We start from the raw sequence: 13,766 nt of genomic DNA, 5'->3' as shown, positions 1-13,766 counted from the left end.
TCTGAAAGTCAGACAATACAATATCAGCAAAAAATAAAATCAATCTATATATGTCCATTACTAATGAAACCGAATTGATCGGTATGCAAAAAGTGAGTGAGGCGGTAGCTTATACCCTTCGTGAAATGACACGTTATGCGAAGCCGGGGATGACGACCAAGGAACTTGATGACTATGGAGCCGGGATCCTTTCAGAATTCGGTGCGCAATCTGCCCCTCATCTCACTTACGGATTTCCGGGATGTACCTGCATTAGTGTGGATGACGAGTTTTGTCACGGCATACCTACCCATTCAAGGATTTTGAAGGATGGAGATTTAATTAATATCGATGTTTCAGCGGAGCTGAATGGTTTTTGGGCAGACAATGGAAATTCTTTTGTGATAGGAAAGGATATTCACCAGCATCAGAAATTGGTAAACGCTTCTAAAGAAATTTTACAAAAAGCTATTAATCATATAAAAGGGGGCGTAAAGATCGCCGACATAGGCCATCTCATGGAAACAGAAGCCCGAAAGAAAGGTTTAAAAGTAATTAAAAACCTTGGCGGGCATGGTGTTGGGCGAAGTCTTCATGAGGAACCCGATGAACTACTTAATTACAGAAACCGTTATGATTCCCGGAGATTCAGAAAAAACTCCGTAGTAGCCATTGAAACCTTTATCTCTACAACATCTACTCTGGCCATAGAATTAAATGACGGCTGGACTATGGTAGGAAATAAGGGAGGATATATGGCTCAGCATGAACATACCCTCATTGTAACAGACGGTAAACCCTTTATTCTAACAGAAATGAATACTATCTTTAACTAAAGAATAAAGGTCACGCCCATCATTAGCATGACCTTTATTTTAAATAAAATTCCGGAAATCCTCAGGGAAGCGGTCGCATCTCGCTTTCTGTTCACAACTGTCAACAAGATTCCACAGCTTTTTTTCTATTTTTCAGGGATTAACATCTTGCTCTGTAAGATCTGTCCTGTAAGTTTCAGGAATAAATAAAACATTGACAACGATGGCAATTACCACGAGCAACATGGGATAAACCAAACCGATAAAAGGGGTCAATGCAGCACTTACCACAAATGATGTTTTGATAAATTCAGTCACAAAAGTTGTGGCTCCTCCGATGAACCCATTTCCCATATTCTGAGCAAATCCCATACTTGTATAACGAATTTTAGTAGGGAAAATCTCCAGCATGAAAGCTCCCAGCGGACCATACGTTGCTGCTCCCGCTACAGAAAGCAAAAAGCTGATTCCCATAATTTTCAAGGTCGCGGCTATACTAATGGAATGAACTTCTTTAAGACCGTCCGGATTTCCTATTTTCATGAAAAGATAAAATGAAACAGGAATTAAGATTAAACTAGCAACCAATCCGCTGATCAGTACTTTTTTACGTCCTACCTTATCACTCAAAGCTCCAAAGTACTGGTAAAAATAAGCACTGAATAAGGTAACAACCCCTGTAATCAACAATACTGTTGTATCATCAATTTTCACGGCACGCTGCATGAAGAAAAGTGTCACGAATAAACTGGTCTGCATCACAGAACTTTGCGCAGCATTTCCACCGAAAATAGCTTTGAGCATTAACTTTACGTTCCCTTTTGTGGTAAATGCTTCTTTCACAGGAGATTTACTCGTTTTTCCTGCTTTCTTTAATTCTTCAAAAACCGGACTTTCATGAAGTTTTTTTCTTGCGAAATAACTTAGCAACACCAGCACCGAGCTTAATAAAAACGGAATTCTCCATCCAAAGCTGTTGAAATCGGCTTCTGTCATTACACTTCTTGTTATAAAGATCACGCTTAGACAAACCAACAGCCCAATAGGAACCGTTGCCTGAATAAATCCGGTGTAAAAACCTCTTTTATTCGCCGGAGCATGCTCGGCAACATAGATCACGGCTCCTGCATATTCACCGCTGATTGCTAATCCCTGCATTAATCTGCAGAGTAAAAGTAAAATCGGGGCCGCCCAGCCGATACTTCCAAAATTAGGAATACAGCCAATTAAAAACGTGGAAGCACCCATTAAAATCAAGGATAAAAGAAAAGAATATTTTCTCCCGATCTTATCTCCGATGTTTCCGAAAATAAGCGAACCAATCGGACGAAACATGAATGACGAAGCCACAACAGCCAATGTTTCCAAGAAATGAGAGCCTTCGGACGGAAATAAATTCACCGACAGAGAACCTGCCAGAATAATAGCCAAAAACATATCATACCATTCGATAAGTGTGCCTGCGGAGGACGCAATAATCACCGTCAGGATGTTATTTTTAGGAGGAGTTTGTGTAGTAATATCCATAGTAGTTTTTCGTTTTTATTTAAAGATCATTTTAGAACATAAAGAAGGTCGCCAAATGGAAGCGGTTGTTTCTGGCATTAAATTCATTTCCTATTCCTCGTCCGTTGCTTTGTGCATCACCCCATTTTGCAACGGTATTTTCAACCTCAAATCTCAGTTTAATGGTTTTGCTTAAAGACCAGTCGACTCTCGGAACCACACGCCAAAGCTGATCGACACTTCGTCCGCCCGGCGTTGCAGAAACGGCTCCCCATGAGGAAGTCACCCCATACGTTGTCGCAGTCCTTCCCTCCACCGGATCATCTGCTCCCCTATTTTTAACAATTCCGGCATATAATCCGAAAGCTACTTTTTTATCGGTTGTCTGCTGAAAGTCAATCCAGGCACTTCTGGTATTCATAGTCCGGTACAGATCATAGGTTCCCGGTGCCGAGTAGCCGATAAAACCGCCAAGCATCACCAGTGAGGCTGCATTTTGCGCCATCATCGCAGAAGCACTTATCATTAGAGGTTTTGTGATAACTCTTGCATAAGCTAAAGCTGTAAAGCTTTTCACCGTTTCATTATTAACAATCGGTGGATTTCCTGATGACAACTGAGGTCTTAGCACTTCATACTGTCCGGCAATACCCGCTACAAATTTTGATGATTTATACTGAAACTGCAAATGCGAAGAAGGAACTCCACTATCTCGATAGGGTGCGGTATTCGGAGTAAAATCACGTTGCGAATTGATTGCTGCGATCACTTTAAAATTGTCATTCAGCTTTTGGGTTAAACGGATCTGTGGATTTCTATTTAAAGCAAAAATCGGCGAACCTGTACTGTAGTTTACCACGTTCGGAAGACAATCGAGAATCACCATCGGATGCCAATACTGCCCGATTCCCAACTGTGTTTTTTCCCAGTCTAAAGTAACGTACGCATGACGAAGCCTTAATTCATTGATTCCTCCTTCTGTCGCACCAAAAAATTCAGCTTCTAATATACCGTTTGTTTTTGCTCCTAAAACTTCAGGACCTTTAACATTAATTCCTGCACGGGAAACTACAGAAAGCATGTGAAATTTCGGAGCGTCATTAATATCAACTCCATTGATGTCTAATGCTCTATCTCTCGGATATAACGGAACAATGTTTTCTCCTGCACCAATATTCTGTCTGGTATCGTAAAACGCATCATGTCTGATAAATCCATAAAAACTGACTTTAACAGCTGGTTCTTTTTTAAGTTCTGAAGTTTTAGACTGAATGATCGAAAGCGAATCAGATGGAAGTTTCTGACCGGGATTCTGCTGAGCCGCAATCTGTAAAGTCGACAGCAAGCCCACACCCACCAATAATTGCGTTATCTTTTTATCCATTAGTATTTAATTTTTGTTTTTCTCAATGCTTCGCTTTCAAACATACAATTATTTGCGACACTAACAAATGCTAGTTAGTTTTTAAAAAGAAAAACTATTTTATTAAATAATTAACAATAACTCAAACTTTCAATTATAATTACTAAATAAAAAGACTAAAACTTACTGGAATCTTACACTTTATGAATTAATCAAACATATATGATATTTTTAAAATCTATATATATTAACTTAGCAATTTTTTTGAAATTTAATGATAAAAATCATCTCAATTGATGTTTTTTATAAGGAAATGGGGTTTTAGAAGCCCCAAAAAGGAATGGCAATTATTATTTTTAGTTAAATGGATTTAATAAGTATAGATTTAAAAGCATTAAAAATGCTTCGACTGCGCTCAGCATGACATCGCTAATACTATCTGGATATTATTAATTATGAATAAAAAGTTTGACCGAATAATTAAAAGATAAATCTCAATTTTCTTAAGGCTTCTAGTTCCTAAGTCAATGCCCATTCAATGTAAAAACAATAAAAAAGCCCCGAAATTCGGGGCTTTTGTATATTGATAAGAATGAGATTATGCTTTTGCTCCTCTTTCCACTCTTTTTCTTTCTTCTTCAGAAAGTAATTTCTTTCTCATACGGATGAAGTTTGGAGTCACCTCAATCGCTTCATCAGCTTGGATATATTCCATACATTCTTCAAGAGAGAATAAGATTTTTGGCGCTACACCAGTATCTTTATCTTTACCTGAAGCTCTCATGTTGTTCAACTGTTTTGCTTCTACGATGTTTACAACCAAGTCACCCGGCTTGTTTTGCTCACCGATAACCATACCTGCATAGATCTCCTCACCCGGATCAACATAGAACTTACCTCTATCTTGTAGTTTAGCAATTGAATATTCAGTTGCAGGACCTTGAGTTTTAGAAATCAATACCCCGTTACTTCTTCCAGGAATAGCACCTTTGAAAGGCTTATATTCTGTGAAACGGTGTGCCATAATAGCTTCACCTGCAGTAGCTGTCAACATTTGAGAACGCAATCCGATCAAACCTCTTGAAGGAATTTCGAATTCCATGTGCTGCATCTCCCCTTTAGTTTCCATAATGTGAAGATCACCTTTTCTCTGCGTTGCCAAGTCGATAACTCTTGAAGCATACTCTTCAGGAACGTCAACAACTAAAGATTCATACGGCTCCAACTTCTCACCATTTTCACCTTCTCTTAAGATAACTTGTGGCTGACCAATTGTCATCTCATACCCTTCTCTTCTCATTGTTTCAATTAAAACTGACAAGTGAAGAATACCTCTACCGAATACCAAGAAAGTGTTTGCATCATCAGTTTGTTGAACTCTCAATGCCAAGTTTTTCTCTAATTCTTTGTAAAGTCTTTCTTTAAGGTGGTTTGAAGTTACATATTTACCATCTTTACCGAAGAAAGGTGAATTGTTGATAGAGAACGTCATGTTCAACGTAGGCTCATCAATTGCAGTTCTTTCCAATGGCTCAGGGTTTTCAAGATCTACGAAAGAATCTCCGATCTGGAAAGCATCGAAACCTACTACAGCACAGATATCTCCAGCACCTACTTCAGTTACTTTTTTCTTCCCTAAACCTTCGAAAACGTAAAGTTCCTTTACTTTTCCTTTCACAACTTTACCGTCTGCCTGTGCAAGACCGATCCATTGAGATTCTTTAAGTTCACCTCTTGTTACTTTTCCGATAGCAATTCTTCCTAAGAAAGAAGAGAAATCAAGAGAAGTAATCTGCATCTGAAGGTTACCTTCAGTTACTTTAGGCTCAGGAACATATTGTAAAATACCATCCAATAATGGCATAATATTATCAGTTTGCTCTAATGAAGTGTTGAACCATCCTTGCTTAGAAGAACCGTAGAACGTTGGGAAATCCAATTGTTCTTCAGTAGCTTCAAGGTTGAAGAATAAATCAAATACCTGATCGTGAACTTCGTCCGGACGACAGTTTGGTTTATCTACTTTGTTGATTACAACCAATGGTCTTAAACCTAATTCCAAAGCTTTCTGAAGTACGAATCTTGTTTGTGGCATTGGTCCTTCGAACGCATCCACCAACAAAATAACTCCATCAGCCATTTTCAATACTCTCTCTACTTCCCCACCAAAATCGGCGTGACCAGGAGTATCAATTACGTTAATTTTAGTGTCTTTATAAGTAACAGAAATATTCTTGGATAAGATGGTGATCCCTCTTTCTCTTTCAAGATCATTGTTATCCATAATTAATTCTCCACTCTCCTGATTTTCTCTGAAAATATTGGTAGCGTGAATGATCTTGTCAACCAAAGTCGTCTTCCCGTGGTCAACGTGTGCGATAATCGCAATATTTCTAATGTTTTGCATATAGGATTTTTACGGGTGCAAAAATAGTGATTTTAAATGAAATATTTAGCAATAAGTTTTGATAATTAACAAATTCATAATGAATAAGTTATTTAGCAGCTTCCGTAAATCCCTAAAATAAGGATTATTATAAGACCCGTCAGCACGAAAAATAGGGTTTGTATTTTTATCACAAAAGGCTTTTTATTTTGTGAAATAAACTTTGTAAAATCTGAAAAAAATTTCTGAGGAACTCTTAAGAATGTTTTCACAAAAAGGCAGATGTTAAAAGGCTTAAAAAAGAGCCGCATCCTTTTTGCATGTATTCGGAATAAAATACGAATCCTATGAAGACCTTTTTGATACCAGCCCTGCTTTTTCTTTTCCCACCATTTCTTGTGCCTGCCCAGGTTAAAAATGAGGAAGTAAAACTTTGGCCCTCTGTACTTCCCGACCAGGGAGGCAGCAGAGGGCCGGAAATAAGAAATGAAAAAGGCTCAATAACACAGGTATCCGAACCCAGAATGATAGTGTATCGTCCCGCACAGCCCAACGGTACAGCTATTTTAGTCATCAGTGGTGGCGGTTATGCTCATATTGAGTCGGGCAAAGAGGGGACTCCGGCCTCCAGAAGACTTCAAAAAGAAGGCATAACGGCATTTGAGCTCATCTACAGATTACCCGGTGAAGGCTGGAAAAGTAAGACCGTTCCTTTTGAAGATGCTCAGAGAGCCCTCAGAATTATTCGGCACGATGCTCAAAAGTACAATATAGACCCTGATAAAATTGGGGTTCTGGGGTTTTCGGCAGGCGGACATTTGGCTGGCATCAGCTCTTCTCTTTATGAAGTACCTTTTTATTCTCCTGTCGATGCAAAAGATTCCGTTTCATCCAGGCCTGACTTTTCGGGACTCATTTATCCTGTAATTTCTATGCTTCCGCCGAACAACAAGACGCAATCTCGAAAAAAAATAATCGGAGAATCTCCCTCCGAAGCAGATGAAGTAAGATTTTCCGTAGACAAGCAGGTTAATACCGGCACTCCGCCCACCTTTCTCGCACAAGCTGCGGATGACCCTATTTCTCCTGTTGATAATAGCTTTCTGATGGCCGCTGCCCTTAGAAACCTTCAGCTTCCTGTCGAAATACATATTTATCAAACAGGCGGTCACGGATGGGGAGTGGGGAAATCAGGCTCTCCTGTCAGTTCATGGTTTGATCTTTTTACAACGTGGATTAAGAGCAACGGATACTTAGAAAAACAAAAGCGGAACCCTTAATGATTCCGCTTTTCTAATCATGTTGAAATGAGCTATTTTTTAATAAACGGATATGTTTTATCATCAAGCTGCAGTAAGTATGATCCCGATTTCAGATTTTGTACAGAAATCATATTTTTATGTTTAAAAGGTTGATTTTCGGAGTAGATCATTCTTCCTGAATAGTCCAAAATCCTGGCTATTTTTACATCTCTTATTACTCCGCTTGCAAAAATATTTTCGCCTGCAGGGTTTGGATAAATTTTAATCTCATTATTTCCAGCCAGAATTACATCAGAAGTGGAAAGCACCCCTAAATCCTGACAGTAGTCAACGTTATGGGAATCCCATTCACTGCTTGTAAATAAGGTACTGGGTTGTGAAACGCTGCTTTTTCTGTAGAGAGAAACATCTCCATTGGTATTGGCGATCCCTTTAAAACCTACGGCATCAACTGTTGCTGATTTATAAGCTAAATCAATATATTGCGTTCCTGAGAACGACAATGCATCGCCAGCCGTAAGGAACTGAGCATCATTATTTGTATAACAGGACAGCGTAGATTTAGGATTAAGAATGACGAAACTCTCGTTATTCGCAATTTTACCTTCCAGTTCGTAGCTGTTTCCGTAGTAGTAAGAACTGTAGGTACTATTATAAAATTGTACTCTTACAGTATAGTTGTTTAAATCTACTTCATGTCCGGTACGATTCAAAATCTCCAATGCTTTATTATTCGCTGTTCCCTCAATATATTTAACAATAAGAAGATCTTTAGCGTTGGTGTCGGAGGCTAAAGTAGAAACCACCGCGGTATTACTGTCTGAGGATTGCAAATACCCCTGATCGTAGGCTTTTACAGTAAAAGAATACGACGTGGAGGGAGTTAAATGATCGATAACCAGTGAGGTCGATTTTGTAGAGGTTAACAGGGTTCCGTTTTGATAAATATAATACCCTAAAACATCAGAGCTTGTGCTTGGAGACCATGACAGCGTTGTGTAATACGCCCCCGACTGTCCTGAAGTTAAATTGGACGGCGAGTCCGGTGCCGCCGTATCAGGATTCTGAATCCAGATTTCACTTACCCATTCTGGATGATCTACAAACGGATTCCTGTTGTTCTGAATGGTATAGACGGCATTATTTCTGTCGATTTCCCTTTGAGAGACAGGATCCTGATTATGCCACTGAAGCAGCATGGCAAGATATGCAGGTTCAAAAGCTCTTTCTGCCGTACCGTCTAACGCAGAACGGTCAGATGCAGGATTGGAATTCGTAGAATGATTAAATGAGGGTAATTTACCTTCATATCTCACCGCAAAATACAGCAACATTCTGGCAATATCTCCTTTAAACTCATCAATAGGTTCATACACCCTGTTGGTATAAGCATAATTCGGAATTGCACTGTTGGCGATCCTTGAAGAGTTGGTAAAAGTATGATGAACGGTAGAATTCCCTATTCCGTAGGGGTAATTGCTCCTTAACTGATTAATTTTCGCATCTGTAGGAATTACAAAGTGTAAATCTGAAAACATGGGATAATTACTGTTAAAGGTACTTTGAGGAACCGCATGTTCTCTGTTGTACCCTGAACCTTCTCCACTTGAAGAGCTGATAAGATTGGCAGCAGTATACTCATACGCGTCTGCTTCCAGAGGTTTTTCAGAATAAATATCCAATAAAATCGTGGTATTGCTGGCGTCATGGTCATAATACCTGTCAAGATCTGTCTGGCTGTAAAAATTCGGAAGATCCGAATAATTCCAGTTGGTATTTTTCACAGAAATAATATCGCGGATTTTTGACTTTAATGCATATCCCGTCAAACCTGTCGTTCCATCATAGTATCCCGCAGGTACCTGAGCTGAAAAACAGGATGAAAAAAGGATTATTGGCAGTAGAAGTTTTCTCATATTTTAAAAATTGGGACACTAAAATAGTAAATACTTCTCCTCCACCTGCTGTATCACGGATTAAAAAATCATTAATTCTCACTTTATAAAAATTTGAAAATTAAACTTTTGTGAAATAAATTACGCGGATATTATAATTTTTTTGGACGTTCCACCAATTTATTTATCTTTGGGAACTAACTATTATCTATATGAATACAGAGACCATTGACAATATCAAAATGATCGCAGAAACAGCAAAAGAGTTTGCTGAGAAAAATATTAGACCTAATATTATGGAGTGGGACGAAAGTCAGACGTTTCCAAAAGATCTGTTTCATCAGTTAGGAGAAATGGGTTTCATGGGAATTGTAATTCCCGAACAATATGGAGGTTCCGGTCTTGGATACCATGAATACGTTACCATTCTTGATGAGATCTCTCAGGTAGATCCTTCCATCGGCCTTTCGGTTGCCGCACACAATTCACTTTGCACCAACCATATTTATGAGTTTGGAAACGAAGAGCAAAGACACAGATGGCTTCCTCAGCTGGCTTCCGGAAAAGTAATCGGAGCTTGGGGATTAACAGAGCACAATACAGGTTCAGATTCAGGAGGAATGTCTACTACTGCGGTAAAAGACGGAGATGAATGGATCATCAATGGAGCTAAAAACTTCATCACTCACGCTATTTCTGGTGACATTGCTGTTGTAATGACAAGAACGGGAGAAATTGGTGCAAAAAACAATTCAACCGCTTTTGTGTTGGAAAAAGGAATGGCAGGATTTTCTTCAGGTAAAAAAGAAAACAAGCTTGGAATGAGAGCTTCTGAAACGGCAGAATTAATTTTCGATAACGTTCGTGTTTCTGATGCCAACAGACTAGGAGAAGTTGGAGAAGGTTTCAAACAAGCTATGAAAATTTTAGATGGTGGTAGAATTTCTATCGCAGCTTTAAGTTTGGGAACAGCAAGAGGTGCTTACAAAGCAGCTTTAAAATACGCTAAAGAAAGACACCAGTTCGGAAAATCTATTTCAGAATTTCAGGCAATCAACTTTATGTTGGCAGATATGGCAACAGAAATCGATGCTTCTGAATTATTGATCCAGAGAGCAGCAACATTGAAAAATTCTAAGCAAAAAATGACAAAAGAAGGTGCTATGGCAAAACTATACGCTTCTGAAGCTTGTGTAAGAATTTCAAACAACGCGGTTCAGATCTTCGGAGGATACGGATACACAAAGGACTTCCCTGCTGAAAAATTCTACAGAGATTCAAAACTTTGTACAATCGGTGAAGGTACTTCTGAGATCCAAAGATTGGTCATCGGAAGAGATATTACTAAATAATTTATCGAAAGAAAAATTTAGAATTATATTATTAAAACTGAATAACACTCGTATTTTGCGGGTGTTATTTTTTTTACATAAAATATTTACACATAATATTAATTCAATGTATTACATAATTATTTAAATAAATTATCCAAAATTTTCTTAAAAAATTTTGTTTTTCGTAATTAAAATTGTTTAGCTTTGATCTACCATAATCAAATAATATTTTTATATGAAAAAACAATTATCGATGATTGGGATGCTTTTGATAACCGGCATCTCTTTCGCGCAGACAGACCGGCTCTGGACTGAAGGAAACAGAAAATCACCTTCAGAAATCTTTGAAAACAAGATGAGCATCAACAATCCTAAAGTTTATAACCTTGATATTATTGGTTTAAAAAATGCCTTATCAAGAGCTCCTAAAAGACTCGCGGCAGGTGAAAAATCTGAAATCATCATTTCTTTCCCGAATTCCGAAGGGAAAATGGAAAACTTTAAGGTAAAAGAAAATTCTAATTTTGACCCTCAACTGGCGGCTAAATTTCCAGATATCAAATCATATGTTGGTGAAGGTTTAGACGATCCAAATTCTACGGTTTATTTTAGTGTTTCTCCATTAGGTTTATCTTCAATGGAAATTTACGGCGACAAATCTGCGGTTTTCATTGAGCCCTATACAAAAGATCTTTCGAGCTATGTGGTTTATAAAAAATCAGACAAAAAAGATGATCTTAATAAATTTGAATGTACCGTAATTGATGTTGCGCAAAAAGGCGTGGCAAATACAAGCAATATTGCCGCAAGACCCAATGCAGATGATGCCAAACTGAGAACATTCAGACTGGCTCTTTCAAGCACAGGAGAATATACAGCCTATTTTGGAGGAACGAAAGCCAACGCTTTAGCCGCAATGAATAACACCATGACCCGAGTAAACGGAGTTTTCGAAAAAGATTTCTCTGCAAGAATGGTTTTAATTGCCAATAACGACGCGGTAATTTATACAAATGCTTCAACAGACCCTTATTCTGCAGCTTCGGGAATGAGTAGTTGGAATTCCCAGTTACAATCCACCTTAACTTCAGTGATTGGTGAAGCAAATTACGACATCGGTCACTTATTCGGCGCTTCAGGCGGCGGTGGAAATGCAGGCTGCATCGGTTGTGTTTGCACAAACGGATCAAAAGGAAGTGGATATACCTCTCCGGCAGATGCGATTCCATCTGGTGATAATTTTGATATCGATTATGTTGCTCACGAAATGGGACATCAATTCGGAGGAAACCATACGTTCTCTCATGGCAACGAAGGTACAGGCGTAAATATGGAACCTGGTTCAGGATCTACGATCATGGGCTATGCAGGAATCACGAGTCAGGATATTCAGGCGCATTCAGATTCTTTCTTCCACGCAGTAAGTATTCAGCAAATTACTAATAATATTAAAGCTAAAACCTGCCCTGTAAGCACCAATACAGGAAATTCTATTCCGACAGCAAATGCAGGTTTAGATTACACAATTCCGAAAGGAACTCCATTTATGCTAACCGGAACTGGAACCGACGCCAATGGAGATTCTTTAACCTATATCTGGGAGCAAATGGATAACGCATCTTCCTCTCAAACGGGAGCAAGCTCTGCAGCCAGTGCCACAAAAGCATCTGGACCCACTTTCAGATCATGGACTCCACAGACAACACCGGTAAGATATTTCCCAAGAATGGCTTCTATTTTAGCAGGCGCAACCACAACGGCAGGTTCTGAAATCACCGTAGAAGCTTTATCAAATGTAGCAAGGTCATATAACTTTAGATTTACAGTTCGCGATAACCGAGCTGGCGGTTCTGGAAACAATTCAGATGATGCACTTATTACAGTAAACGGAACCGCTGGCCCGTTCTCTGTAAGTTCCCAAAATTCAGCAACAACTTACGCAGGAGGAAGTTCACAAACCGTAACATGGAACGTGGCAGGCACTACTACAAACGGCGTCAATGCAGCGAACGTAGATATTCTTTGGTCAACGAATTCAGGTACAACATGGACTACCTTATTAGCAGGAACTCCAAATGACGGATCCCAAGCCGTAACCATTCCAAATACTTCTACAACAACGGGAAGAATTATGGTAAAAGGTTCGAACCATATTTTCTTTGATGTAAATAATGCTAACATTACCGTAAATGCAGGTTCCGGAACATCCGACACCGTTGCTCCTACAGCACCTACTCTTGCCGCTTCTGGAACGACTGCTACAAGCACTAATCTTTCATGGTCTGGCGCAACAGATAATGTTGCCGTTACAGGTTATGACGTATACCAAGGTTCATCATTAATTGGATCAACAGCATCAACATCTTACACCGTAACCAGCTTAAGCCCTTCAACCACTTATAATTTCACTGTAAGAGCAAAAGATGCAGCAGGAAACACTTCCGTTTCCAGTAATTCAGTAAGTGTAACAACCCTTGCAGGAAGTACAGTTTCTTATTGTTCTGCAACTTCTACAAATACGGCGGATGAAAGAATTGGCAATGTAACTTTCGGATCGATTAACAATACTTCAACAGGAACTGCAGGATACGAAAACTTCACGTCTCTTTCAACAAATGTTACGAGAGGAAGTTCCTACACAATTTCCGTAACTCCGGTTTGGACTTCTACTAAATATAATGAAGCTTACGCAGTATATATTGATTACAACGGCGACGGCGACTTTACAGACAGTGGAGAATTAGCTTGGACAAGAACAGGGTCAACGGTAAGTCCGGTTACGGGAACAATCACAATTCCTTCAACTGCAACACTTGGAAACACAAGAATGAGAGTAATGATGCAGTACAGCTCCATCCCTTCATCTCCTTGTGCATCTTACACGTACGGACAGGTTGAAGATTACACATTAAATATTATCTCTTCAGGAAGAGGAGATTTACCTAGCACAAAAGATTTATTGACTGAAATTAAATTATATCCGAATCCGGTAAAAGACATTTTAAACATTTCCAATACAACGAATGAAGATTATAGAATCTTCGAAATGGGTGGAAAACTAATCAACTCAGGAAAACTTGACAGAGGTTCTGTAAATGTAGCCAACCTTCCAAAAGGCGCTTACATGATCCAAATTGGAGAAATCTCTAAGAGATTCATTAAAAACTAAGTAACCGCTCTATTCAATGTTGAGATCAAAAGACTGTTCGGAAACGGACGGCCTTTT

The 13,766-nt window shown here is 39.0% G+C and carries 8 protein-coding genes; 4 read left to right on the top strand and 4 right to left on the bottom strand.

Annotated elements, in window-relative coordinates; all coding sequences use genetic code 11:
* The first annotated feature begins 50 nt into the window (after positions 1–50).
* Positions 51–815, top strand: coding sequence for a type I methionyl aminopeptidase (gene map / locus VUJ46_RS02710; RefSeq protein ID WP_326983473.1), 765 nt, complete (start codon positions 51–53; stop codon positions 813–815).
* 132 nt (positions 816–947) lie between these two features.
* Here map and VUJ46_RS02705 read toward each other — a convergent pair whose 3' ends face one another.
* The 3 genes from VUJ46_RS02705 to typA form a co-directional block, all read right to left on the bottom strand.
* Positions 948–2,321 carry an MFS transporter gene (locus VUJ46_RS02705; RefSeq protein ID WP_326983472.1) on the bottom strand — a complete coding sequence of 458 codons (1,374 nt, stop codon included), beginning with the start codon at positions 2,319–2,321 and terminating at the stop codon, positions 948–950.
* 31 nt (positions 2,322–2,352) lie between these two features.
* Positions 2,353–3,684 carry a DcaP family trimeric outer membrane transporter gene (locus tag VUJ46_RS02700; RefSeq protein WP_326983471.1) on the bottom strand — a complete coding sequence of 444 codons (1,332 nt, stop codon included), beginning with the start codon at positions 3,682–3,684 and terminating at the stop codon, positions 2,353–2,355.
* A gap of 577 nt (positions 3,685–4,261) precedes the next feature.
* Positions 4,262–6,070, bottom strand: coding sequence for a translational GTPase TypA (typA, locus tag VUJ46_RS02695; protein WP_326983470.1), 1,809 nt, complete (start codon positions 6,068–6,070; stop codon positions 4,262–4,264).
* Positions 6,071–6,396: 326 nt separating this feature from the next.
* On the opposite strand from typA, the gene VUJ46_RS02690 reads away from it, so the two are divergent.
* A complete protein-coding gene (locus VUJ46_RS02690) occupies positions 6,397–7,329 on the top strand; it encodes an alpha/beta hydrolase (protein ID WP_326983469.1) in 933 nt (310 codons plus the stop codon).
* Between the two features lie 32 nt (positions 7,330–7,361).
* Here VUJ46_RS02690 and VUJ46_RS02685 read toward each other — a convergent pair whose 3' ends face one another.
* Positions 7,362–9,227 (bottom strand): endonuclease, encoded by a 1,866-nt coding sequence (locus tag VUJ46_RS02685; protein WP_326983468.1) that lies wholly within the window; start codon positions 9,225–9,227, stop codon positions 7,362–7,364.
* 191 nt (positions 9,228–9,418) lie between these two features.
* Between VUJ46_RS02685 and VUJ46_RS02680 the strand changes: the two genes are divergently transcribed.
* Complete coding sequence (locus VUJ46_RS02680) at positions 9,419–10,558, top strand: acyl-CoA dehydrogenase family protein (protein WP_326983467.1); 1,140 nt, start codon at positions 9,419–9,421, stop codon at positions 10,556–10,558.
* A gap of 217 nt (positions 10,559–10,775) precedes the next feature.
* Positions 10,776–13,709, top strand: coding sequence for a reprolysin-like metallopeptidase (locus tag VUJ46_RS02675; protein ID WP_326983466.1), 2,934 nt, complete (start codon positions 10,776–10,778; stop codon positions 13,707–13,709).
* The last annotated feature ends 57 nt before the right edge of the window (positions 13,710–13,766 follow it).

The organism is Chryseobacterium sp. MYb264 (genome assembly GCF_035974275.1).
Taxonomy (GTDB): Bacteria; Bacteroidota; Bacteroidia; order Flavobacteriales; family Weeksellaceae; genus Chryseobacterium.
This window is presented reverse-complemented; position numbering and strand designations above follow the sequence as displayed.